Raw genomic sequence first — 23,972 nt, forward strand, 5'->3', positions numbered from 1 at the left:
CTCCTGGCCGCGAAGCGTCACGGCGAAGGGATTCGCTTGCGGGCGCCGGACGGAGTAGGGAGGGGACACCATGAAGAAGACGCTCCTCCTTCTGTCGCTCGTGGCTGCCCCCGCTCTGGCCGGGGAAGGCAAGTGGACTCCCCAGCAGGTCCTGGAGCTGGACCCGGCGTGGCTACGCGCCCAGGGCCTCCAGGTCTCCCCCAAGAAGCTCTGGGACCCGAAGCGTGGCACCGGCCTGCTCGCGGGCGCGGTCAACGTCGGCGGGTGCTCGGGCGCGTTCATCGCCGCCTCGGGCCTGGTCATCACCAACCACCACTGTGCCTTCGGCGTCATCCAGGAGCACAGCACGCCGCAGCGCGACCTCATCACCCAGGGCTTCCTCGCCTCCAAGCGCGAGGACGAGTTGCCCGGCAAGGGCTCCCGCGTCCAGGTCCCGCGCAGCTTCACCGATGTGACGAAGACGGTGCTCGCCGCGGTGCCCGCGGACGCGGACGACATCACGCGCTACAAGGCCATCGAGCGGAAGCAGAAGGAGCTGGTCGCCGAGTGCGAGAAGCGCCCCGCGACCCGCTGCCAGGTCGCCACCTTCGATGGCGGCGTCAACTACACGCTGGTGGACGCGGTGGAGCTCACCGACGTGCGGCTCGTCTACGCGCCGCCGCGCGCGGTGGGTGAGTACGGCGGCGAGGAGGACAACTGGATGTGGCCGCGCCACACCGGTGACTTCGCCATCCTCCGCGCGTACACCGCGCCGGACGGCACCTCCGCGCCGTACAGCGACAAGAACGTCCCCTACAAGGCGGAGTTCTTCTTCCCGCTGGCCACCCAGGGCGTGAAGCCCAACGACTTCGTCATGGTGCTGGGCTACCCGGGCATGACGTACCGCGCGCTGCTCGCCGAGGAGATGGCCGAGCGCCAGTCCCGCCTCTACCCGCGCATGCGCGACGTGTTCGGCGAGGCCATTCGCATCCTCGAAGCGGAAGGAGAGAAGGACCCCGCGGGCAAGATTGCCACCGCCTCGCAGCTCAAGGGCCTGCACAACGTCTACAAGAACTCGGGCGGTCAGCTCGCCGGCCTGAAGCGCGGCAACATCGTGGAGAAGCAGCGCGAGGCGGAAGCCGCCGTCGCGGTGTGGGCCAAGAAGGCCGGCGCGAAGTGGCAGCCGGCGCTGGACGCGCGGGCCGCGCTGCTCGTCGAGCAGTCCGCCATCGCGAAGTCCTTCGAGCGCGAGTTCCTCCTGGCCGCGTCGTCGCGCCGGCGCGGGGCCCGGCCCTGGCGGTGGTGGTGGCGCGGCTGGCCGCGGAGCGCGCGAAGCCGGACCTGGAGCGCCGCCCGGAGTACATGGAGCGCGAGCACGTCCGCATCAAGGACCGGCTGGAGCGCGAGCAGAAGAACCTGTTCCTCCCCGCCGAGCGTCAGCTGCTGCTGGCCTTCGTGCGCCGCGCGCAGGCGCTGGGCGCCGAGGAGCGCATCGCCGCGGTGGACAAGCACTTCGGCAAGACGTTCTCGGAGAAGGATGCCCTGGCGAAGATTGACGCGATGTACGCGGGCACCAAGGTGCTGACGCTGGACGAGCGCATGAAGATGGCCACCGAGTCGGTGGGCCAGCTCGAGGCGCGCAAGGACCCGCTGCTCGCGTTCGGCCTGGACCGGCGAAGGAGCAGGCCGCGCTGGACGCGGTGAAGGACAAGCGCCAGGGCGCCGCGCTGCGGCTGCGGCCGGAGTGGCGCAAGGCGGTGCTGGCGCACGCGGGCAAGCCGGTGGCCCCCGACGCCAACAGCACGCTGCGCGTCAGCTTCGCCAAGGTGCAGGGCTACGCGCCGCGGGACGGCGCCATCTACACGCCGCAGACGACGCTTTCGGGCATGCTGGCCAAGCACACCGGCGAGGAGCCCTTCGACGTCCCGGAGAAGGTCGCCAAGGTCGCCGAGGCGAAGCGCTTTGGCGCGTGGCAGGACAAGAAGCTGAAGGACATCCCGGTGAACTTCCTGTCGGACGCGGACACCACCGGCGGCAACTCCGGCAGCCCCACCGTCAACGGCAAGGGCCAGCTCGTGGGCGTCAACTTCGACCGCGTCTGGGAGAACGTGGCCAACGACTTCGGCTACAACCCGGACGTGGCTCGCAACGTCAACGTGGACGTGCGCTACATCCTCTGGATGCTGGACCAGGTGGAGGACGCGGATGCGCTGCTGCGCGAGCTGGGCGTGCGCAAGGGCCCGCCGGTGGCGGGGGAGACGCGCTGATGTCGGACGCGGGGGACGGCTCGCTTCCTTTTCCGGTCTTCAAGCCGGAAGAGCGCGTGTGTGGCAATTGCAAGCTGTTCAGCCCGCAGTCGGTGGATGAGCGCCGGGGCTGGGTGGGCGCGTGCCGGCTGCACTCGTGGCGGGGCAACTTTCCCCCGTCCGCGCCCATTTGCGACAAGTACACGCCTCGGGGAAGCGCGGCCCCCTCGGCGGTTGCACCCGCGCGCGAGCGGACCGCGCGCAGCGTGGCGCCGGTGGTGGTGCGGCGTCGCGCGGACCCCAACGCCGTGGTGGACCTGGAAGGGTTGAGCATGACGCGTGAAGAGCTGATGGACATCTTCCGGGAGGCGTCCGGCTTGCTGGACGCGCCGCCCCTGGCCAACAAGTGGGAGGGCGGCACGATGCGGCTGGTGCCCGCCAACACCGAGCTGCAGCCCAAGGACCTGCCCATCGACAGCCTGTTCCACAAGGTCGTCATGGTGCGCGACAGGCTCCGGGTGCTGGAGCAGAAGCTCAACGCGCACCCGAAGCTGTCGGACGCGGAGAAGGTGGAGATGCAGAGCTACATCACCCGCGTCTACGGCTCGCTCACCAGCTTCAACGTCCTCTTCAAGGAGAAGGCGGACCAGTTCGTCGGCTCGAAGAGCGAGGACTGAGCCCGTCCCGGGCCCTCAGGGCTGCTGGCCGCGCTCTTCCATCAGGGAGAGCGTGCGCTGGCGGGCGCGGTGGAGCGTGCTCTTCACCGTGCCTTCGGGGATGCGCAGCAGCCGGGCGATTTCCGGGTAGCTCAGGCCGCGCACCTCGCGCAGGTAGAGCACCTGGCGCTGTTGCTCGTTGATGTCCTCCATCGCCTCACCGAAGTGGCGCTCCATCTCCGCGCCCACGGCGAGGGCTTCAGGGGACAGGGGCTCCTGGACGTCGTGGCTCAGCCGGTCTCGGCGCTTGCGCGCCCGCAGCCAGTTGATGCTGCTGTTCACCATGACCCGGTGCAGCCAGGTGCTCCACGCCGCGCGGCCACCGTAGCCGGGGGCGCGGCGGGCGAGCCGGGCGAAGACGTCCTGCACCACGTCTTCAGCGTCGGCGGTATCACCGACGATGCGTCGGGCAATGGCCAACGCGCGAGGGCGGTGCTCGGTATACAACTCGGACAGCGGCGGAAGCGCGCATGCGTGCATGACGGGTGCTCTCCTGACACGCCGGGGTGGACGTACAGGACATGGAACGAATGAGCCGCCAGAAGGGTCTATCGCCCTTCAGGGCCATGCACCGTGGGCCACAATTTCCCGGGGCGGGGGCGTCCATCCGCTGACACCCCCACCTCCCTGGAAGGCGTCCTCTACTCCTGCTCGTCCTGCTTCGTGAGGCCCCAGTCCTTCAGCCGCTTGAAGAGGGTGGAGCGGGCCACGCCCAGCTCGCGGGCCACGCGCTCGCGGTTGTTGTTGTACCGCCGCAGCGCCGCCTCGACGATTTGACGCTCCAGCTTCTCCAGCATCTGCTCCAGCGTCATCCCCGGCGGCAGCTCCGGCACGGCGATGCCCGTCTCGCGGTTCAGCTCCTGGTCGAAGGAGATGTCCCCCGCGTCGATGAGGGGCCCCTTGCGCAGCAGCAGCGCGCGGTGCACCACGTTGCGCAGCTCGCGGATGTTGCCCGGCCACGCGTGGTGCTGGAGCCGCTCCAGGGCCGCGGGCGTGAAGCGCACGGACTGGCCACGCGGGGCGTAGGTGCGCACGAAGTGCTCGGCCAGCGAGCCCAGGTCCGCCTTGCGGCTGCGCAGCGGCGGCAGGTGCAGGGGGATGACACAGAGCCGGTAGTACAGGTCCTCGCGGAAGCGGCCCTCGCGCGCCGCCGCCAGCAAGTCCCTGTTGGTGGCCGCCACCACGCGCACGTCCACCGTCTGCGGGCGGCTGGCGCCCACGCGCTTGATTTCGCCGCCTTCCAGCGCGCGCAGCAGCTTCGCCTGCAAGTCGAGCGGCAGCTCGCCAATCTCGTCCAGGAAGAGGGTGCCTCCGTCGGCCTCCTCGAAGGCGCCCTTGCGCGCGCCCATGGCGCCGGTGAAGGACCCCTTCTCATGGCCGAAGAGCTCGCTCTCGATGAGCTCCTTGGAAATGGCCGCGCAGTTGACGGGCACCAGCGGCCGGTTCGCCCGCTGCGAGCAGGCGTGGATGGCGCGGGCCACCAGCTCCTTGCCGGTGCCGGACTCGCCCAGAATCGTCACCGCCGCGGAGGACGGGGCCACCCGCTCAATCAACTCCGAGAGCTGCCGTACCGACGGGTCGCCGCCGATGATGCCGTGGAAGGACGTGGGCTCCTTGCGCGTGGTGGGCGCGGCGGGCTCCAGCACCAGCTCCGTCTCACCCACGCGCAGCACGGTGGGCAGCGGGACTTCCGCCTCGAAGACGCGCACCGGGCCCATCCACGTCCCGTTGGTGGAGCGCAGGTCCACGACGTGGAAGGTGTTGTCGCGCCGGGTCACCTTCAGGTGCCGGCTGGAGGCGAAGCGGTCCTGGAGCACCAGGTCGCAGCCGGCGTCCTTGCCCGCGGTGAAGCCCTCACCCGTGAAGCGGTGCACGGACTCGTTGAGGCCCTGCTTCACCCGCACCTGCGCGGGCTGCCAGCGCGGGGCCTGCGTGTCGCGGGACTGAACGGACGTCGTGTGGCCCACCTCGGTGGTGACGTCCGCGCCTTCGCTGCCGCCGCTGATGCGGAACACCGCGCGCCATTGGCCCAGCGCCAGGTCCGCGCCGTCTGGCAGCTCGCCGTGGGTGATGGACTGGCCGGCGACGGTGGTGCCCTTGCCGGACAAATCCTCCACCCGGCAGCGCTCGCCGTCCCACAGCAGGGCGACCTGGAGGCGGCTCACCTCGGGGTCCGGGATGGCGACGTCGCTCTGCTCGCCGCGCCCGAGCACCAGCCGTGCCCGGTCCACCCCCACCCGCAACACCTCCTCGCCACGACGAAAGAACACCAGCTCCGGCATCCCAGCCCTCTCAGCAGTCCAGCACCTGAGAGCGCTTTACACGCCCTGGTGTTCGGCTTTCAACCCCGCGCCCTGCGGCGGGCGCGGGGAGCAGGCGCTCAGCGCCGCGGGAGGAACGTCGGCCGGTTGAGGAAGCCGCCGAGCCGGGCGGCGCGGAAGCTGGGGTCCGTCTTGTCCGGCGGGAGGATGGTGACGCCCGCGCCCACCAGACCCAGCCGCTTCTGGAACTCCGGGTCCAGCTTGATGTTCACATCCATGCCGGGCTCGCTGTACTCCAGCCGCTTGCCGAGCTTCAGCGTGCCGGTGGCCACCGCCTCCAATTCGTTGCTCTTCAGGCGCAGCGACTCCACCGTGCCCAGCCCCTTGACGAACTGGATGCGCCCGGTGAGGGCGCCCAGGTCGATTTGCGGCAGGTCCATGGGCACCGCCGTGCCGCCTCCCATGGGGATGGCCACCTTGCCGCTCTTGATGACCATGTTCCGGGTGTCCAGCGTCAGCTCGCCGTTGGCCTGGGACAGGTCCGGTTGCGCGCCGCTCTTGGGCAGCGTCAGCGACAGGGCTGCGTTCAGCTCGCCGTCCAGGTCCATGCCGGTGAAGGCCGGCAGGTTGCCGCCGGAGGCCTGGAGCCCCTCCGCCGTCACCTTCACGCGCGTGTCGCCCAGCAGGCCCACGGAGGCGCTCAGCGTGCCGCCCATGACGCTGGCGCGCATCGCGATGCCCGGCGGGAAGAGGGCGGGGCGCAGCGCCACGCTGTCCAGCACCAGTGGCTCGCCCAGCTCCGCGGCGCCCAGCATGCCTTCGCCCCGCGCGAGGGCCGCCACCGTGTCCGCGCTCAGCGGCTGGGGCGGCTTGCTCACGCGCACGTTGGTGGCGGTGATGCCCGCCAGGCCCGGCCGCAGCGAACCGATGCGCACCGCGAGCCCCGCCTGGGCCGCTTCGCTGACCAGCCGCTTGCGGATGGCGTCGTACGGGAAGGTGACGAGCAGGCCCACGACGAAGGCCACCACCGCGAACGCGGCGTAGCCGAGGAGAATCTTCCAGCGGGCGGCTTTGGAGTCAGTGGACATGGGTCAGGGCTTCATCCGGTAGGTGGCGACAGTGGTCCACGCCGTCAGCGTGTCCGACGCGGGACGCGGCTCGATGCGCAACAGCTTCACCTTCACCACGCCCGGGCCGCTCTCCACCGTCTGCAGGAAGTCGGTCAGCTTGCGCAGGTCCACGTCCGTGAAGGTCAGCTCCACGGCGCTCTCCACGATTTTCCCGTCGCCGATGCCCACCTCGCCCTTGGGCGTCATGTTGGGCACCTGGAGGCCGGCCAGCGTCGCCTTGTCCTCGATGTAGCTGATGAGCTGCACGTTGCTGGACGTGAGCTGCTGCTCCACGGACTGACGGTTGGCCTGCGCCTCGCGGAAGCTGGCGGCCAGCGTGTTCACTTCCTGCAGCTTGGCCAGCTTCTCCTCGGTGCGCTTGCGGTACCCGGACGCGCTGTTGGTGAACGTCATCACCACGGCGAACAGGATGAACACCAGCACCGCCGCGCCGGCGATGGACACCATGCGGCGCTCGCGGTCGCTGAGCCGCTCGAACCACGTCTGGATGGGGGCGAAGACTTCCTGAAGCTTGGCCATGGTCAGCTCTCTCCTCCCTGCTCACCAGGGCATTGCACCTGCACGTCCAGGCGGAAGGACATCTTGCTGCCGTCCCGCGTCTTCTCCACCTTGCCCTGCCGGACGTCCTTGAAGCAGTCGTGGTTCTTGATGGCGTTGGACAGCGTGTCGATCTGCTTCGAGGAGTCCGTCTCACCCTCGAGGATGACGCGGCTCAGGTCGATCTGGATGCGGGTGAACTTCACCGGCATGTCGTCCGGAACGCGCCCCGTCACCTCCGCCAGGAGGTTGACCGCCGTCAGCCGGGGCAGCGCCGCCGCCGGGCTCTCCACACCCGCGAGCATGTTGAGCGCGCGGTTGTAGTCCTTCTCGCACCGGCCCAGGATTCGCTGGGTGGTGTCGCACAGCACGGCGTCCACCTGTGCCTCGCGCCGCGCCAGCACGGAGTTGCGCACCACCCCGAACGCGATGAGCAGCAGGATGAGCGTGGCCGCGAAGGACGCCAGCAGCCCCAGCTTGTCCTTCATGTAGTCGAAGTCGCCCTTGAAGGCGAACTCGCCCCGGCGCAGGTTGAAGCGCGGCGCGCGCACGCCCGCCGCGTTGCCGCGCAGGGACAGCGAATAGGCCTGGGCCGCCACGGGCTGCTCCGCCGCGGGAATCGCCTTCGCGTCCGCGGGCAGCGCCAGCACCCGCACCGGCAGATTCAAGTCCCGGGAGAGCTGCTCGGCGATGCCCGGCAGCTTCGCGGTGCCGCCGCACAGCACCACCGCGCCCACCTGCTGACGGGTGCGGGCCGTGAAGGCCTTGAGGGTGGGGCGCAGCTCGCGCAGCATCGGCTGCAGGCCGCGCACGAAGGCCGCCGCCGCGCGCTCCGCGTCCGGGCCCTGGGCCGCGCTGGCCACCGCGCCGTGCTGCTCCTTCCAGTGGTGCGCCTCCGCCAGCGACGTCTGGAACTCCGTCGCCAGCGCCTTGCTCAAGTCCTTGCCGCCGCCGGAGAAGGTGCGCGCGAACTGGACGCCCTCACCGGGCTTGCCCACCGACACGGAGGTGCGCTCATGGCCGATGTCCACCACCGCCACCGCGCCGCCTTCACCCGTGCCCTGGAAGAGGCCCGGGTGCTGCTGGAACAGGTTCTGGTAGGTCAGGCCCGGGTGCGTGACGATGCGCGGGTCCACCTTCAGCTCGGACAGCAGCGCCAGCAGCTCCGCCAGCTCTTCCTTGCGCACCACGCCCACCAGCAGGTCGCTGGCCTTCTCCTTGCCTTCGCCGTCCTTCAGGCCCACGACCTGGTAGTCGTAGACGACGTCGGAGATGTCGAAGGGCAGCTGGCTGCCGACCTCGAAGGGCAGCGTCGCCTCGATGCGCCTGGCGTCGGAGAAGGGCAGGCTCAGCGCGTGCGTGGTGAGCGCGGGGCCGGGCAGGGCGATGACAATCTGGTCCACGTTGCCCGGCGGGAGCTGGCCCAGCAGCTCCTGCACCGCGGCTCGCAGCGTGTCGGCACGCTCGCCCTCCTGGGCACGCCGGACCTCGGCGAACCCATGGGTGGTGTGCGTCTTCGTCTTCGCCTCCAGCACCACGCCCTTCACGGCGTGACTGCCGAGGTCCAGGCCAAGGATACGGGCCATGCTATTCCTCTCTCCAGTACAGGAGCCGGCCCAGAGTGTCGTCGAGCCGGATGACGGCGGTCAGCGTCTTCTGCACGCTGCCCGCTTCTCCCACAGATTTGATGGTGAAGGTCTGACTCTTGTCGCCCACGAGCCGGTTGCCCGCGACGTTGGACTTCACGGCCGGGTCGACCAGGATGCCCGCGGCTTCCACCACCGCGACGAAGTCCTGCACGGACATCCCGAAGAAGCTGAACATGCGCGCGGCGCGCACGCGTTCGATGAGCTCGTTGAGGAACACCGGGTCCCTCAGGCGCGGGTCCGGCCGCGTCTGGTCCGCCACCGACATGATGGCCAGCCCCATCATCACCGGGTCGTCGGTGTTGATGTTGGGCCGGCGGTTGATGTCCGGATAGACGGTGAGGCGGTCCCGGAACGCCGCCATGAACTGGTCGTTGACGCCGTGGACCCGGTACAGCTCGTCCACGCTGTCGAAGCGCGCGTTCTTGGGCTGATAGCCGGGTTCATAACGGCTGTAGGCCGCGCCTTCATCCGAGAACCCACCCGGCAGCGGATTCACCGGGTCCACCGGGTTGAACGCCGAGCCCGTCCGGTCGTCGTCCGCCCAGTCCTTGAGGGCCAGGAGGACGTCCTGGGGCGTGCTGCGCACCTTGTTGGCGTCGTCCCGCTCCCAGAGGAACTCGAAGCGCGGGTCCGCCATCATGTCCATGAGCCGCAGCGCCGTGGGCCGCGCGTCACCCGCGCCCGCGATGAGGCGGTGCACGTTGAGCTTCTCTTCCTCGTCGGTGATGGTGGCCAGGAAGCAGCCTTCGAAGCCGCCGAAGGAACGCATGGTCATCTGCGAGGCGACCTCGCGCGCCGCCGGGTCCGTGTCCTCGTCATCCAGCTTGAAGTTGTCGTCCTGCTTGGGCTCCAGCGCGGAGACCTCTCCACCCGCGCCGTCGCTCTTCACCAGCCCGCGGAGCATGTGACAGTCCACGCGCGCCATCTTGAAGAGCTGGATGTTGAGCGAGGAGGGCTGCACCTGCCCGGCCTGCGGCGTGCCGCCGATGCCCAGCTGCCCCAGGATGGCCGCCGGGTTGGGGATGGGCGTCTGGTCCACCTGCTTCTGGAAGCGCAGCAGCAGCCGGGACAGCGCGATGCCTGAGCGCGCCATGTAGTAGGCGCGCACTTCGTCCCGCTGGTTGGCCGCCAGCTGCAGGTCCACCCGGCTGTTGTAGGCGAAGTCGGTGGCAATCACCGTCAGGATGGCGATGGAGACAATGGCGATGATGAGCGCCACGCCGCGCGAGCGCCGCTCCCGCCGCGCCGGGCGGGGCTGGGGCTTGCGTCGCCGCCGGGGCGTCTGCTGGAAGAAGGGCAGGGGCATGGCTCAGTACCTCGGCAGCTCCGTGTTGAGCATGATTCGGGCCTGGGTGACGTAACGGGCCTCCTTGCCCGTTTCGTCCACCGCCGTCAGCGTCACGCGCACCCGGGTGGGCAGGATGGACTTGCGCTCGGTCCGCCGCGTGTCCCACTCGTCATCCCACTCCTTCTTCTCCGAATCCCAGTAGGCGAACTCCAGCTCCTTCACGCCTTCGAAGAGCACGTCCACGTGGCCGCCCTGCTCCATGCGCTCGTCGATGTTCGCGTTGACGCGCCGCTTGAGGTCCTGCCGGCCGCGGGCCTCCCGGTCCTCCGACGCCTCCACGAAGTACTCGACGATGGCCTGGTCGGACTCCTTCACGTCCGTGTAGAGGCGCTGGTGCGAGAAGGTGGTGAACAGCAGCTTGCCGCGCTCCCCCACGAAGTTGCTGGGCCGGTCGTTCTGGTCCCGGAAGCGGGTGGAGTCGTAGCGGTCGCTGACGTAGGCGGAGCCAATCTCACGCGCCATGCGGTTCATTGCCACGCGGACCTGCCGGTAGCGGTCCGCGTCCACCTCCACCGTCTCCTTGGCTGTCAGGCCCGTCTGGAAGGCCATGGCCACCACCGTGCCCATGAGGGCGGTGATGGCGACGGCCACCATGACCTCCATCAGCGTGAAGCCTCGCGTGTGACGCCGCATCATTGAGCCCCTCGGAAGCCGCCCGGAAGCCTCGGGTTGCCCATCAGGGTGCCGCCGCCCATGTTCCCCCGGCGGCCGCCCAGGTCCTGCTGCGCTTCGGAACTGCGGCGCAGGGGCTGGCGCGTCGTCGGATCCAACATGACGCCGTTGGGGCCGGGGATGGGGTTGGCCACGGGCCGCCCGTCCTGCGTCACCCACTGGTTGTCGGAGCCTCCGCCCTGGGCCGCGGCGGCGCCGCCGTTGCGGTCCGAGCCCGGCCCGAGCGACACGACGTGGGTCACCAGGTCGATGCTCTCCACCTGCGTGCCTTCCTGCCAGTAGACGGTGAGGTGCACCTCGCGGACCGTCTGGGTGATTTGCTCCACCATCTGCGTGAACATGGGCTGGGCCATGCCCATGGCCGCGCCGCCCATGCCGCCCAGGCCCGCTGCCTGGGGGCCGCCGGAGGACGCGCCGTCCTTGCCGCCCGCGCCGCCTCCGAAGAGGCCCGCCAGCCCGGACAGCGGGTCATCACCGCTGGCGTTGTCGCCAATGGGCAGGTTGAAGATGGCGCCAATGAGCTGGTCCGGCGTCACGCCGTCCGTCTTGGGCGCGATGATGCGCGCGCGCCACTTGAACTGGTTCCAGCCTTCATCGGAGAAGTCCCCGGACTCCTCCTGGTCGTCCAGGCTGAAGCCGTCGTCGTAGAGGTCCTGCTCCAGGTCCGTCATCTTCGACCGGGCCAGCAGCGACGCCACGGTGAGGCGCTTGGTGTAGACGTGGTTGGACACCGCGCCCGCGTTGAGGTCGAAGATGGCCATCAGCGCCAGCCCGAGGATGGCGAGCGCCACCACCACTTCCAGCAGCGTGAAACCCTGGGCGCGCTTCATCGCGGCACCTCCAGCGCCTCGGCGACAATCTGCACCTTGCCGGTGAGCGGCGACACGTCCAACGTCCAGACGTTGTCTCCCTGCTGCACGTAGACGTAGGCCTTCTCCGTGTAGCCCTGCGGGAAGAAGTAGAGGTACGCCACGCCGTTCTCCACCGGCTGACGCTGGTTGCGCGTCCACACGGAGACCTTGACGTCCGCCGGCAGCTCGCGCGCGGGGACCTCCTCGGACGTGTAGGAGGAGAAGCGGGCCGCGTTCTCCACGCGCAGCTTCTCTCCCTCCAGCAGCTCCTGCGCGCTGGGGGCGTTCGTCCCGCTGCCGCCGGACAGGTAGTTGCGCCGCTCGTCACGGCCGCTGCCGCTGCCGCGGTTGCGCGCGGCGCGCTCGCGCTCGCTGTTCTCCGCGCGCAGCGTCTCGTCGCGGTCTCTCGCGGTGGTGACGGCGCCCTCCGCGCATTCGGCGTGATAGCGCGTGGCCTGCTCGCTCTTGGGGTCGGGAATCTCGAAGACCAGCCGGCACGTCTGCCCGCGCAGCGCCGCCGAGTCGTAGAGCGAGCGGATGAGGCCCGCCAGCTCGCCCGCGCTGCCCTTGGCCTTGGCGCCGGTGATGGAGCCGATGCCCATCACCGCCGCGGAGAACAGCATCGCGACGATGATGATGGCGATGGAGATTTCGATGAGCGTCAGGCCGCGCTGGGCGCGGTGGCTCCGCTTCGTCATGGATCCGCCCAACCGGCGGCCAGCACACCGCCGCTGCTCAGGTCCGCGTCAGGCCCCGTGCCGCCCGGCTTGCCGTCCGCGCCATAGGAGACGACGGCGCCCGTGGAGCCGTCCATCCAGTACACGTACGGGTGGCCCCAGGGGTCCTCCGGCACGCGGTCCAGGAGCCGGGCCTGGATGAGCGGCGTGAAGCCCTCTGCCTGGGAGGGGAAGCGGCCCATCAGCCGGTGGTGGGACTTGAACATGCCCTCCAACTGGCGGATGTCCGTGCGCGCCCGGCGCTGGTTGGCGTCCAGCGTCCGGTCCTCCGTCACGTAGACCAGCGTGAAGGCGAGCCCCGTGGCGGCCACGAAGACGAACGCGAGGAGGAACCGCCCCAGCCTCCGGCGGCGGTCCGGCCCCTCGTGCGAGGGCGTCGGGGATGGAATGGCGTCGTGCTCTTTCATGCCCAAGCCCTGTCAACGTGTGTCGCGCGCGACTTGTTCGTCACTTCTTGGCGGAAGCCGCCGCGTCCGCGGAGGAGATGTCCGCGTCGTTGCCCTCACCGCCCGAGGCGCCGTCCGCGCCATAGGAGATGATGACCGGCTTTCCGCCCTCGTTGATGTAGACGTAGTCGTTGTTCCAGGGGTCCTTGGGCATCTGCTCGAGCGCCTGCGCCTCCACCAGCGCTTGCAGGCCGGAGGCCGTGTCCGGGTACTTCCCCTTCTTCGTGTAGTAGAGCTTCATCGCGCCCTGGATGTTCTTGATGTCCAGCGCGGCGCGATCCCTGCGCGCGGCCTCCAACTGCGGGATGACGGCCACGCCCACCGCCGCGGCGATGAGACCGAGGATGGTGATGACCACCATGATTTCGATGAGCGTCATGCCGCGGTTGCGGCGCTGCTTCCTCTGCTGCTTCTGGCTCTGGCGCATGTGTGCTCTCCATCCCGGGTGACTTTCTGGCAGGCCACCCTCGTGTCGTCGTGTCTTCTTGTCAGGGCGTCCGGACGCTGTCCGCCGCCCCGGCGGGCGGGCGCGGTTGCTGGGGACCGTACAACCGGGCCCCCACGGTCAGCAGCGCCGCCGCCATGGCGACCATTGCCGCCAGGGTGACGCGTTGAATCCAACGGTCCGCCATGTCGTTCATCATTCCGCCACACCTCACCGGATGGCCGAGTTCACCTGCAGAATCGGCATCAGGATGGAGAGCGCGACGAATGCAATCACCGCGCCCATCACCACGATGAGGAGGGGCTCCAGCAGCGAGGTGAGGGCGCTGATGCGCACGTTCACCTGCGTCTCGTAGTTGTCCGCCACGCTGGTGAGCATCTCCTCCAGCTGGCCGGAGCGCTCACCGATGGCGACCATGTGGTACACCAGCGGAGGGAATTCCCCGGAGCGCTTCAGCGGGTTGGCGATGCTCTCGCCCTCGCGGATGGAGTCGCGGGCCTTCTCGACGACCTCCGCCAGGACGGTGTTGGTCATGATGGCCTTGACGATGTCCATGGCCGCCAGCAGCGGGACGCCGCTCTTGAGCAGCGTGGACAGCGTGCGGGCGAAGCGGGAGATGGACAGCAGGCGCACCAGGTTGCCCACCACGGGGGCCTTGAGCGTGAAGCGGTCCCACTTGGGCTTTCCCGAGGGGCTCTTCGTCCAGCGCATGAAGAGGACCACGCCCAGCGCCATGGCTGGCAGCAGGATGAACCACCAGCTCTGGAAGAAGTTGCTGGAGGCGATGAGGAAGCGCGTGCTCAGGGGCAGCGTGGCCTTCATCGTCTCGAAGATTTTCGTCACCTTCGGCACCACGAAGACCATGAGGGCCACGAGGATGCCGCCGCCCACCACCATCATGATGGCGGGGTAGAGCATGGTGCTGAGAATCTTCTGCTGCAGCCGGGCCTGGTTCTCCGTGAAGTCCGCCAGGCGCGTGAGCACCGCGTCCAGCGCGCCGGAGGCCTCACCCGCGCGCACCATGTTCACGTAGATGCTGGGGAAGATTTTCGGGTGCTGCCCCATGGCTTCCGCCAGGGACGAGCCTTCATTGACGCGCTGCTTGATGTCGGAGAGGGCGCGCTTGAAGCGCTCCTTCTCCACCTGGTCCACCAGCGCGCTGAGCGACTCCACCAGCGTGACGCCCGCACCCAGCAGCGTGGAGAGCTGCCGGGTGAAGATGGCCACGTCGTCGGTGTTGACGCGGCCCCGGCCCAGCTTGCGCAGGTCGATGTCGCGCGCCACCAGCGCCGCGTTGGTGCCCTTGGCCACGGCGGCGCGGCTGCCTTCGGCCTGGGCCAGCACATCCGTGAGGAAGATGCCGTCGGCGCGCAGCTTGGACCGCAGCGTCTTGGGGGAGTCCGCCTCGAGCAGGCCCTTGATCTGCTTGCCCGCGGAATTGAGACCTCTGTACTCGAAGACCGGCATGGTTCAGGAACCCCGGCCCCTCCCAGGGAGGAGCTGTCGGCTACATGTCCTCCTGGGTGATGCTGAGCACCTCGGCGATGGTCGTCTCGCCCAGGGCAATCTTCCGCGCGCCGTCATCCAGCAGCGTCGTCATGCCCTTGGACGTGGCGGACCGCTTGATGGTGGAGGCATCCACGTTCTTCAGCACGAGCTGGCGCACGTCGTCATCCACGGGGAGGAACTCGTAGATGCCGGTTCGCCCACGGTAGCCGTTGCGGTTGCAGGAGGGGCAACCGGCGGCCTTGTAGATGCGGTCCACGCCGTAGCGCTGCTTGAAGGAGGCCACCGTGTGGCCCAGCTCCTTGAGCTCCGCGTCGGTGGGGTCGTAGGGCACGCGGCAGTCCGGGCACACGCGGCGCACCAGTCGCTGGGCCAGGATGCCGGTGAGCGAGGACGCCACGAGGAAGGGCTCCACGCCCATGTCCACCAGACGCGTCACGGCGCCAGCGGCGTCGTTGGTGTGGACGGTGGACAGCACCAGGTGGCCCGTCAGCGAGGCCTGGATGGCGATCTCCGCCGTCTCCTTGTCGCGAATCTCGCCGACCATGATGACGTCCGGGTCCTGGCGGAGGAAGGAGCGCAGCCCCTGGGCGAAGGTCAGCCCAATCTTCGGGCTGATGGCCATCTGGCCAATGCCCTTGAGCTGGTATTCGACCGGGTCCTCGACGGTGAGGATGTTGAGGTCGGGCGTATTGATTTTCGACAGGGCGCCGTAGAGCGTCGTCGTCTTGCCGGAGCCCGTGGGGCCCGTCACCAGGATGATGCCGTGCGAGCGCTTGATGACGGCTTCCATCGACTCGAGCGTCTTCTGGCTCATGCCGATTTCCGCCAGGTCCAGCAGCGTCGCCGTCTTGTCCAGCAGACGCATGACGATGCGCTCGCCGAAGGACGTGGGGATGGTGGACAGACGGATGTCGATGTCGCGGCCGGCCAGCTTGATGCGGATGCGGCCGTCCTGCGGCAGGCGCTTCTCCGCGATGTTGAGCTGCCCCATGACCTTCACGCGGCTGACGATGGCGTTCTGGTAGCGCTTGGGCGGCTTGATGACCTCCTGCAGCACACCGTCCACGCGGAAGCGCACCAGCAGCTCGCGCTCCATCGGCTCGATGTGGATATCGCTGGCGCGCTCCTTGGCGGCGCGGAACAGCACGGAGTTCACCAGCCGGATGACGGGCGCCTCGTCGTCCTCGTCGAGCAGGTCCTTGGGCTCGTCCAGCTCGTGGGCGATGGCGTCCAGGTCCTGCGTTTCCATCTCGTCCACGAGCTGTTCCGTCTCGTTGACGGAGCGGTCGTAGACGCTGTTGATGGCGTCGGTGATGGTGGAGCCCAGCGCGATGCGCTGGCTGACGCTCTGGCCCAGCAGCACGCGCACGTGGTCCAGCGCGGCGGTGTCCAGCGGGTCCGCCACCGCCACCGCCACCGTGTCACCCTCCAGGGACAGCGGGAGGATGCGCGACTGCTTGGCGAAGTTGATGGGGATGCGCTTGACGAGCTCCGCGTCCACCTCTTCGGCGAAGATGCGCGCCAGGTAGGGCAGGTCCAGCTGGTGCCCCAGGGCCTTGGCCACGTCCTCCTCGGAGACCGCCTTCATCCCCACGAGGGCCTCGCCAATGCGCTGCCCCTTCTCGTCCTGGATGGCGAGCGCCTCCTGGAGCTTCTCCTCGGTGAGCGAGGGGACGATGGCGCGCAGGATCTCCCCCAGCGGGCGGCCACACAGGTAGGCCTGCCCGTGCGCCACGAGCTGCGTGGCGTCGTTGCGCGGGGAAACCGTGCCGCCGGTGGCGGCGCTGGTGAGGGCGGGGTCGGCGGTCAGGTTCATGGCGTCTATTCCCTCGGCCCCGGCTCGATGTGCTGGATGCGCAGGCGTTCGGCGTCTCCTGGCTCGGGGACCTGGATGGCCTCGGGCGGGGGCTGCTCGAAGTTCTGCGGGGCGGGCGCGGGCACTGGTTCTTCCGAACCATCCGGAGGCGGCATGCCTTCCCGCACCGCCGGTCCACCTTCATCCTCCGGGGAGGCGGGCGCCTGCCGCTGCGTGGAGGGCACGGCTCCCGGGCTGCTGGCCGGGGAGGGGCCGGGGTGATGACGCGCTCGCCGGACAGGCCCGGACCGCCGTTCTCCGCGCGCTGCTCCTCCTGTGTCACCTTCTGGCCCATGCGCGACAGCGGACCGGGCTTGCGGCTGAAGTCCACCGCCACGTCGTAGCCGGGCACCTGGCCGTAGAACTGCTCCACGAACTGCTGCCGCTCCTTCATCTTGCGCTCGAAGATGACGCGGAAGTCCTCTGGCCCCCGGATGATGTAGGGCGTCAGGAAGAGGAGCAGGTTCGTCTTCGTCTTGCGGCGCGTGGTGTCGCGGAACAGGTGGCCCAGCAGCGGGATGTCACCCAGCAGCGGCACCTTGGACACGCTCTCCAGCGTGCGGTCCTGCATGATGCCGCCAATCACCAGCGTCTCCTGGTCCCGCGCGATGACCGTCGTCTTCGCGCTGCGGCGGGACGTGGTGGGGCCGAGCACCGGGTCGGTGGAGGCGATCTCCTCCGTCTGCTGGTTGATGACCAGGCGGATGTAGTCGCTCTCGTTGATCTGCGGCTTCACCGTCAGCTTCAACTCCACGTTCTGACGGGTGATGGGGGCGTAGAGCGAACCCAGGCCACCCAGGCCGCCCAGCAGGCCGCCGCCCAGTCCTCCCGCGACGCCGCCGGCGCCCACGCCGGCCCCGAGCGAGCCCAGCGAGGTCGGGTTGAAGCCGGACTGGAAGGGCACGTTCTGGCCCACCGTGATTTCCGCCTCCTCGTTGTCGCTGGTGAGGATGTGCGGCGTGGAGAGCACGTTCACATCCGAGCTCTGCTGCATGGCGTGCAGCACCACGCCAAAGGCCGGGATGCCCAGCTTCTCCAGCGCGGGGATGACAGGGCCCTGGATGCCGGCGAGGAAGCCGCCGTAGGACGCCAGGCTGGTGAGCGACAGGGACGGCGGCAGGCCCTGGCCAGAGGTGTTGGTGCCGATGAGGCCGGGCACCTGATCGCCGCTCGCCGTGCTCAGGCTGAAGCCGCTGTGGAGGTTCATGCCGAGCCGCGCGTTGCGGTCCAGGTTGACCTCCATGATGACGGCCTCCACGAACACCTGGCGGCGCGGCTTGTCGAGCTGCTGGATGACCTGGACGATGTTCTTGTAGTCCGCCGAGCTGGCGACGATGACCAGCGAGTTGCTGCCCTTGTCGGCCGAAATCTTCACCTCGCCGCTGAACAGCTCCGCCGCCTGCGTCGTGGTGGGGCCGCCAGGGGCGCCCGGCGGACGTGCCGGCACCGGGGTGCGGCCGCGGGGCGCGTTGCCGGTGCCCTGGGCCAGCGACTGGAGCGTGCTGGCCAGCTCCTCCGCGTTGGCGTTCTCCAGGTAGTAGACGTTGATGCGTCCGCCGCCGCTGGTGGGGATGTCAATCTGCCCGACGATGTCCTGGATGCGCTCGAAGGCCGCCGGGCTGGCGACGATGATGAGCTTGTTGGTGCGCTCGTCCGGGATGATCTGCGACAGCGTCACCGGACCGCCGGTGGAGCCTTCCTGGCCCTGGCCGGCCTGGGGCGTGGCCTGCGCCGCGGCGGGGGCACATTGCGCCCGGCGGCGGCGGGCTGGCCGGGGCGGGCGCCCTTGGCCTCGAAGAGGCGCTGCACCGTGTTGGCCACGTCCTGTGCGGAGGCGTACTGCACCTGGATGATGCGCATCTCGTCGCTGGCGGCGCGCGTGTCCAGCTGGTGGATGATGCGCTCCAGGCGGTGGATGTTGGAACCCACGTCGTTGATGATGATGGTGTCGGGCGGGTACGGAATCGTGTCGCCGTCCTTGGACACCAGTTGCTGGAGCACGCCGCGCAGCGGCTCCACTTCCACGTTCTGCACGCGGAACAGCTTGGTCACCATCTGCTCGTTGGTGGTGTACGGCTCACCGTCCTCGACGATGGTCGGGATGGGGTTCTGCTTCGCCGAGCGCTTGTCGACGATCTTCATGAACCGGCCGTACTGGTAGACGGCGAGCCCGTTGGCGTCGAGCGAGGCGAGGAAGGCGGAGTAGAAGGCGTCCGCGTTGACCTCCACCCGGCCATTCTCCGGGCCGATGATGGAGATCTTCCCGCGCACGTTCTCCGGCAGGATGAAGGTGCGGCAGGTGGCGTCCGCGACCGTCTGGACCAGCTTCTCGATCTCCACCTTGTCGAAGTAGATGCCGTAACGGGCATTGCGGCGGGCCTCCTCGCACGTCGGCGTGCGGCGGGGACCCGCGTTGGCGTCACCAGCGCCGGTAGCGCCAGTGCCTTGCGGGGAAATCGTCCGCTCTCCGGCGGAACCAGAGGGCGGTGAGCGGCGCTGGGCCTGCGCGGGAACAGCGAGCGCGAGGCACAGGCAGAGCATCCAGGACGGGAGCGTCTTCATGGAGGAGCGGGCGCTGCGGAGGTGATTAACGGACGTTGTACGACTTGCGGATCGGCGCACCGTTGCGCTCGATCTCGATCTCGATGCGGGCTGCGTCCTTCATCTTCGAATAGACCTCCAGCGCTTTTTCCGGGCTGTTGAGGTCGAATCCGTTGATGCGACGGATGACGTCGCCATTCTGGACGCCAATCTTGGAGTAGATGGAGTCCGGACGGATGGAGAAGAGCTTGAAGCCCACCGCCTGACCGTCCTTGAACGCAGGCACGATGCGCGCCTGCATGGCGACGTTGTTGAGGTTGTTGAGCGTCTTGTCGATTTCCGCGCGAGGGACTTCGTACTCGTTCTCGCTGGTGGCGCGGATGCCGCTGCCGTCGCTGGGCGGAGCGGTGTTGGCCTGGGCCACCGGGGGCGAGGGCGGCACGAAGGCGCCGTCACCCGGATTGCCGTCGATGTACTCGCGGCGGCCACCGTTGATGATGATGACGCGCTCGCGCTCGATGTTCTCCACGGTGGCTCCCTGCAGGGAGTTGCCCACCATGTAGGTCTGCGAACGCTGCGTCGTCATGTCCTGGATGGAGGCGAAGGACCAGTCGGGGTTGCTCGCCACCAGCGTGCCGAGCAGCTTGACCCGTAGGCCGCTCTTCACGGGCGCGGCGTTGGGGTCCACCTCCGCCGAAGCGCCGCCGGGCTCCTGAACCTCGGGCTCGGGTTCGGGGAGCTTGATGCCCGTCAGCCGTGACAGACGGTCCAGGTCGAGCATCGCCATCGCCGTCTCGATGCGGCGCGGCTGTGAAGGCGCGCGGGCGGACGACCCCCCGGTGGGAACCGGGGAGATGGCGGACTCGACGAACAGGTTCACCGTGCTCGCCGCCAGCAATCCGACGAGCAGGATGAACACCAGGTTCACCGTCCAAAAGTATTTTCGAAAGAAGAGTTCCATCACGCTTCCGGGAGAAAGCCGGGCCCTCATTGAGCAAGCCAGGTGCCATCGCGAGCCAGGCGGGCAAGACAGGACCTACGGCCAACTACTTGGAATTATTCCGGAATAGCAGGCGCCCCTGACGCGTGACGGGCCTTCCGAAACCCCGCCAGACAAATTGTCAAAAGCAGGCGGGGGGCCGTGTGACGCCCTGTCAGTCGTCGGTGTCGGGGCCGGAGGGAGCGGCGGTGGGGCCATCCCCGGTGGACTGCTCGCGCTCCAGCTTGCGGTAGATGGTCCGCGCGGCGATGCCCAGCAGCCGTGCGGCCAGCGTCTTGTCTCCGCGGGTGTGACGGAGCGTCTCGTGGATCACCCGGCGCTCGATTTCCTCCATGGGCGTCCCGATGGGAATGACGAGCTGTCCGGCTGAGCCCAGCGGGCCCTTGCGCACGGATTCAGGCAGGTCACTGGCCTCCAGCACCTCGCCACGCGCCAGCACCACCGCGCGCTCCACCGCGTGCTCCAGCTCGCGCACGTTGCCGGGCCAGGCGTAGTTCTCCAGCACGCCCATCGCCTCCTGCGAGAAGCCGCGCAGCACCTTGCCGTTCTTGGCGGCGAAGCGGCGCAGGAAGGCGTCCGCCAGCAGGGGAATGTCCTCGCGGCGCGAGGCGAGCGCGGGCACGCGAATCTCCACCACGTTGAGCCGGTAGTAGAGGTCCTCGCGGAAGCGGCCTTCGGCCACTTCCTTCTGCAGGTCCTTGTTGGTGGCGGCGACGAGGCGCACGTCCACCTTCACCGTCTGCGTGCCACCCAGCCGCTCGATTTCGCCCTCGGCCAGCGCGCGGAGCAGCTTCACCTGGGCGGGCAGCGGCATCTCACCGACTTCGTCCAGGAAGAGGGTGCCACCGTGGGCACGCTCGAAGCGGCCCTCTCGCCGGGCCACCGCGCCGGTGAAGGCGCCGCGCTCCACGCCGAAGAGCTCCGCCTCCAGGATGTTCTCCGGCAGCGCGCCGCAGTTGACGGCGACGAAGGGCCCGCGGACCCGCTGGGAGAACTCGTGCACGGAGCGCGCGGCCAGCTCCTTTCCCGTGCCGGACTCACCCAGCAGCAGCACGGTGGCGGTGGAGGGGGCCGCCTGGCGGATGGTGTCCAGCATGGCGCGGAAGGCGGGGGACTGGCCCACCATGGAGCGCCCACCCGCCGCGTTCATCTCCGCCAGCTTCGCCTTGAGCGACTGGTTCTCCGCCACCAGCGCTCGCTTCTCCAGCGCCTTCTGGATGGCCTTCACCAGCGCGTGGCGCTTGAGGGGCTTGGTGATGAAGTCGTAGGCGCCGTCCTTCATGGCCGCCACGGCCGTCTCCACCGTGCCGTAGGCCGTCATCAGCACCACTTCCACGTCCGGGCGGATGGCGCGCGCGGCGCGCAGCAACTCCTGGCCGTCCATGTTGGGCATCATCAGGTCGGTCACCATGGCGGCGACCTCCGGCCGGCGCAGCAGCTCCAGCGCCTCCGTGCCGTTGGCGGCGGCCAGCGTGGCCATGCCCTCACGCTGGAAGATGCGGATGACCGAGTCGAGGTTCGCGCGGTCGTCGTCGACGACCAGGACCGTGGGGGATGTCATGTTGGGCGCAACCTCCTGCAAATCGTGTTCCCTCAAGCGGATTCCTCGTCCGGCTCCAGCGGCCCGCCGCCCATCCGGCCAATGTCCTCGCGCCGCACCTTGTCGAGGTTGAACTTCCGGGCGCTGGCCTGCATCCGGTCCACGGTGGCGTCGAAGTCCGGCTTCCCGCCATCCTTGCGGAAGCGCAGGAAGTTGATGCGGGCGACGACGAAGTTCTTGAGGTACGGGCTCTGGAGGCCCCGCGCCTTGAGGGCGTCCACCACGGACACCACGGCGTCGTCCAGCTCCAGCAGCCGCCGGGCCCGGGCCTCGCGCAGGGGCAGGGCGTCCTCCAGGGGCGTGTCGAGGAAGTCCTCCACCACCTTCACGAAGGGGTGGTAGGCGCCCGCGGAGAAGCGGGGGCGCTGCTCGTAGGCGGCGCCCAGGGTGATGAAGGAGGGCTCCTCGAAGAGGTGGGCGAAGGCCGTCTCCGGCCCTTTGCGCTCCGCGCCCACCAGTCCGCGGTACATGCGGATGACCTCCAGCGAGCGCTCCTTGAGGTTGTGGGCCTTCTCCGTGTTGAGGGCCAGAATCTGGTAGGCCACGTCCTCCTCGGGCAGCACCAGGGCGACAATGGACTTGGCGCCCAGAAGCCGGCTGGCGTTGAGGCGGTGGTTGCCGTTGGGCGTCCAGTAGCGGCCGTCCTTGCGCACGGCGATGACGGGGTCCAGGAAGCGATCCAACCGCTCCATGGCGCTGGCCAGCCGCTTCACGTGGGGCTCGGACACGTCGCGCTGGTAGGGCGTGGGCTCCACCTTGTCGATGGGCAGCACGGAGAACACCACCGGGTGGCCGCCCAGCGGGTCGCGGTACACGCCGAGCACCTCTCCGCCGTCCTCGCGCACCGCTTCCAGCAGCTCCGTGGGGTACTCCACCGAGTCGCTGGCCACCTCCGCGGGGGACAGGCCCCGGGACTTCGGCGCCGCCTTCTTCCGGCGGGGCTTGCGCGGCGTGGCCGCCTTCTTCGCGGCGGGGGACTTGCGTGCGGACTTCGCTGCCATGGGCTGCACCCTCCTCGTGCTGCTTGAAGCGTTCTACGAGGAGGCCCTGACACGTCCCCTCGCCGGCGCACGGTAGGGGGACGTGGAAGGGTGGGCTACTCGCCTGAAACGGTGAGCTGCCGGAAGCGGACAGTGGGCGCGCCCACCGCGCCGCTGCGGAACTGGAGGTCGCTGCCGACGCCGTCCAGGTCCTTGAGCATCTGCAGCAGGTTGCCCGCCACCGTCACCTCCTGCACGGGGTGCGTCAGCTCGCCCTTCTCAATCCACAGGCCGTTGGCGCCCGCGGACAGCTCGCCCGTCACCGGGTCGGTGCCGTGGCCGAGCAGGGCGGTGACATAGAAGCCGCTGTCCACCTCGCGCAGCAGCTCCTCCGGCGACTTCGTGCCCGCCTCCAGGTACAGGTTGCTGGTTCCGATGGAGGGCAGCCCGTTGTAGCCGCGTGACGCGTTGCCGGTGGTGCGCGCCTTCGCCTTGCGAGCGGTGAATGCGTCGTAGAGGAAGGACTTGAGCACGCCCTGCTCGATGATGGGGGTGCGCCGCGTGGGCACGCCCTCGCCGTCGAAGGGCGCGGTGGCCAGTCCGCGGGGCATGAGGCCGTCATCCACCAGCGTGACGTGCGCGCCCGCCAGCCGCTTGCCCAGCAGCGGGGCCAGGAGGCTGGCCTTCTGGTACACGGCGTTTCCGTCCGCTGCGCCCGCCACGTCCGACACGAAGGACGCGGCCACCTGCGGGTCGAACAACACGGGCACCTGCTGCGTCTTCACCCGCTTCGCGCCCAGCATCCGCACCGCGCGGCGCGTGGCCTCCCGGCCGATGGACTCCGGCCCGTCCAGGTCATCCAGGAACCGGCGGTAGTCCATCCAGTAACCCGTCTGGAGCCCGTTGCCGTCGGAGGCCACCGGCGCGGCGTACAGGTACACGTAGGTGCCGGAGTACGCGCCCGTCACGCCCTCGGTGGAGGCCATGTACACCTCGGACACGGAGTCCCCTGCGCCCACGCCGTTGAAGGCGATGATGCGCGAGTCCTCCGCCCGGGCCGCCTTCTCCACCTCCAGCGCCGTCTTGATCTTCCAGTCTCCGGGAAGCTCGGCCACCTTCGTGTCGAAGAGCAGGCCGGTGTCCCCGAAGCGGCCCAGGTCCTTGCCGGAGGGCAGGCCGTTGAGCTTGCTGGAGGCGGAGAACTCGGCCAGCTTCAGTGCCTGGTCCACGATGTGGTCCACGGCGGAGGGCTCGAAGTCGGACGTATAGGCGAAGCCCAGGCGGTCCTTGAGCACCACGCGCACGCCCACGCCCTTGCTGGTGGACTGGGTGAGGTCTTCAATCTGCCCCTGGTGCACGCGCACGCTGCTCTGGCGGCCCACCTCCAGGAAGGCCTCCGCCTGGCGAGCACCCTTGCGCCTGGCGCGCTGGACGATTCTCTTCGCGAGCTGCTGGTAGTCCATGGTTGGT

22 protein-coding genes and 2 pseudogenes are annotated in these 23,972 nt (G+C 69.1%); 4 read left to right on the top strand and 20 right to left on the bottom strand.

Features of this window, described 5'->3' with window-relative positions; all coding sequences use genetic code 11:
• Positions 1-70 precede the first annotated feature (70 nt).
• The 4 genes and pseudogenes from QEG98_RS13005 to QEG98_RS13015 form a co-directional block, all read left to right on the top strand.
• Positions 71-1,153 (top strand): annotated as a pseudogene (locus QEG98_RS13005) (S46 family peptidase); the annotation flags it as partial.
• 131 nt (positions 1,154-1,284) lie between these two features.
• Positions 1,285-1,683 (top strand): S46 family peptidase, encoded by a 399-nt coding sequence (locus QEG98_RS41860; protein ID WP_410478006.1) that lies wholly within the window; start codon positions 1,285-1,287, stop codon positions 1,681-1,683.
• Positions 1,680-2,246 carry a S46 family peptidase gene (locus QEG98_RS41865; RefSeq protein ID WP_410478007.1) on the top strand — a complete coding sequence of 189 codons (567 nt, stop codon included), beginning with the start codon at positions 1,680-1,682 and terminating at the stop codon, positions 2,244-2,246. The genes QEG98_RS41860 and QEG98_RS41865 overlap by 4 nt, the downstream gene beginning before the upstream one ends.
• On the top strand, positions 2,246-2,902 hold the full coding sequence (locus tag QEG98_RS13015; protein WP_090489400.1) for a hypothetical protein: 657 nt from the start codon (positions 2,246-2,248) through the stop codon (positions 2,900-2,902). The genes QEG98_RS41865 and QEG98_RS13015 overlap by 1 nt, the downstream gene beginning before the upstream one ends.
• A 15-nt stretch (positions 2,903-2,917) precedes the next feature.
• On the opposite strand, the gene QEG98_RS13020 is transcribed toward QEG98_RS13015, so the two are convergent.
• From QEG98_RS13020 to QEG98_RS13115, 20 genes and pseudogenes are all read right to left on the bottom strand, one after another.
• Positions 2,918-3,421, bottom strand: a complete 504-nt coding sequence (locus QEG98_RS13020; RefSeq protein WP_011552571.1) for an RNA polymerase sigma factor — start codon at positions 3,419-3,421, stop codon at positions 2,918-2,920.
• Positions 3,422-3,582: 161 nt separating this feature from the next.
• Positions 3,583-5,223: a sigma-54-dependent Fis family transcriptional regulator gene (locus tag QEG98_RS13025; RefSeq protein WP_011552572.1), complete on the bottom strand. Its 1,641-nt coding sequence runs from the start codon at positions 5,221-5,223 to the stop codon at positions 3,583-3,585.
• A 98-nt stretch (positions 5,224-5,321) separates the two neighbouring features.
• Entirely contained in the window at positions 5,322-6,290 is a 969-nt protein-coding gene (gene gspN / locus QEG98_RS13030; protein WP_316566950.1) for a type II secretion system protein GspN, read from the bottom strand.
• Between the two features lie 3 nt (positions 6,291-6,293).
• Positions 6,294-6,851, bottom strand: coding sequence for a type II secretion system protein GspM (gene gspM / locus QEG98_RS13035; protein WP_090489394.1), 558 nt, complete (start codon positions 6,849-6,851; stop codon positions 6,294-6,296).
• 2 nt (positions 6,852-6,853) lie between these two features.
• Positions 6,854-8,455: a pilus assembly protein PilM gene (gene pilM / locus QEG98_RS13040; RefSeq protein ID WP_090489391.1), complete on the bottom strand. Its 1,602-nt coding sequence runs from the start codon at positions 8,453-8,455 to the stop codon at positions 6,854-6,856.
• A 1-nt stretch (position 8,456) separates the two neighbouring features.
• Complete coding sequence (locus tag QEG98_RS13045) at positions 8,457-9,824, bottom strand: type II secretion system protein GspK (protein WP_316566951.1); 1,368 nt, start codon at positions 9,822-9,824, stop codon at positions 8,457-8,459.
• A gap of 3 nt (positions 9,825-9,827) precedes the next feature.
• Positions 9,828-10,499 (bottom strand): type II secretion system protein GspJ, encoded by a 672-nt coding sequence (locus tag QEG98_RS13050; RefSeq protein WP_090489931.1) that lies wholly within the window; start codon positions 10,497-10,499, stop codon positions 9,828-9,830.
• Complete coding sequence (locus tag QEG98_RS13055) at positions 10,499-11,368, bottom strand: prepilin-type N-terminal cleavage/methylation domain-containing protein (protein ID WP_316566952.1); 870 nt, start codon at positions 11,366-11,368, stop codon at positions 10,499-10,501. Before QEG98_RS13055 ends, QEG98_RS13050 begins: the two co-directional genes overlap by 1 nt.
• On the bottom strand, positions 11,365-12,087 hold the full coding sequence (locus QEG98_RS13060; RefSeq protein WP_174256948.1) for a prepilin-type N-terminal cleavage/methylation domain-containing protein: 723 nt from the start codon (positions 12,085-12,087) through the stop codon (positions 11,365-11,367). The genes QEG98_RS13055 and QEG98_RS13060 overlap by 4 nt, the downstream gene beginning before the upstream one ends.
• Positions 12,084-12,533, bottom strand: coding sequence for a type II secretion system protein GspG (locus tag QEG98_RS13065; protein WP_194858311.1), 450 nt, complete (start codon positions 12,531-12,533; stop codon positions 12,084-12,086). The genes QEG98_RS13060 and QEG98_RS13065 overlap by 4 nt, the downstream gene beginning before the upstream one ends.
• Before the next feature lie 40 nt (positions 12,534-12,573).
• The gene (gspG, locus tag QEG98_RS13070) at positions 12,574-12,999 is read right to left on the bottom strand and encodes a type II secretion system major pseudopilin GspG (protein ID WP_090489382.1); all 426 of its coding nucleotides are present in this window, start codon (positions 12,997-12,999) and stop codon (positions 12,574-12,576) included.
• Positions 13,000-13,060: 61 nt separating this feature from the next.
• Positions 13,061-13,216, bottom strand: a complete 156-nt coding sequence (locus QEG98_RS13075; protein WP_162295072.1) for a hypothetical protein — start codon at positions 13,214-13,216, stop codon at positions 13,061-13,063.
• Between the two features lie 11 nt (positions 13,217-13,227).
• Positions 13,228-14,484: a type II secretion system inner membrane protein GspF gene (gene gspF / locus QEG98_RS13080; protein ID WP_140861854.1), complete on the bottom strand. Its 1,257-nt coding sequence runs from the start codon at positions 14,482-14,484 to the stop codon at positions 13,228-13,230.
• A 40-nt stretch (positions 14,485-14,524) separates the two neighbouring features.
• Positions 14,525-16,342 carry a type II secretion system ATPase GspE gene (gene gspE, locus QEG98_RS13085; protein ID WP_316566953.1) on the bottom strand — a complete coding sequence of 606 codons (1,818 nt, stop codon included), beginning with the start codon at positions 16,340-16,342 and terminating at the stop codon, positions 14,525-14,527.
• Positions 16,343-16,847: 505 nt separating this feature from the next.
• Positions 16,848-18,059 (bottom strand): annotated as a pseudogene (gene gspD, locus QEG98_RS13090) (type II secretion system secretin GspD); the annotation flags it as partial.
• Positions 18,056-18,943, bottom strand: a complete 888-nt coding sequence (locus QEG98_RS13095; protein WP_316566954.1) for a hypothetical protein — start codon at positions 18,941-18,943, stop codon at positions 18,056-18,058. The gene QEG98_RS13095 and the pseudogene gspD, both read right to left, overlap by 4 nt.
• Before the next feature lie 25 nt (positions 18,944-18,968).
• Positions 18,969-19,883, bottom strand: a complete 915-nt coding sequence (gene gspC / locus QEG98_RS13100; protein ID WP_026113979.1) for a type II secretion system protein GspC — start codon at positions 19,881-19,883, stop codon at positions 18,969-18,971.
• A gap of 193 nt (positions 19,884-20,076) precedes the next feature.
• Positions 20,077-21,483, bottom strand: a complete 1,407-nt coding sequence (locus tag QEG98_RS13105) for a sigma-54 dependent transcriptional regulator (RefSeq protein WP_316566956.1) — start codon at positions 21,481-21,483, stop codon at positions 20,077-20,079.
• A gap of 32 nt (positions 21,484-21,515) precedes the next feature.
• Positions 21,516-22,523, bottom strand: coding sequence for a ParB/RepB/Spo0J family partition protein (locus QEG98_RS13110; RefSeq protein ID WP_316566957.1), 1,008 nt, complete (start codon positions 22,521-22,523; stop codon positions 21,516-21,518).
• A gap of 95 nt (positions 22,524-22,618) precedes the next feature.
• Complete coding sequence (locus QEG98_RS13115) at positions 22,619-23,965, bottom strand: TldD/PmbA family protein (RefSeq protein ID WP_316566958.1); 1,347 nt, start codon at positions 23,963-23,965, stop codon at positions 22,619-22,621.
• Positions 23,966-23,972: the final 7 nt, after the last annotated feature.

This window comes from Myxococcus sp. MxC21-1 (genome assembly GCF_032612255.1).
GTDB lineage: Bacteria > Myxococcota > Myxococcia > Myxococcales > Myxococcaceae > Myxococcus > Myxococcus virescens.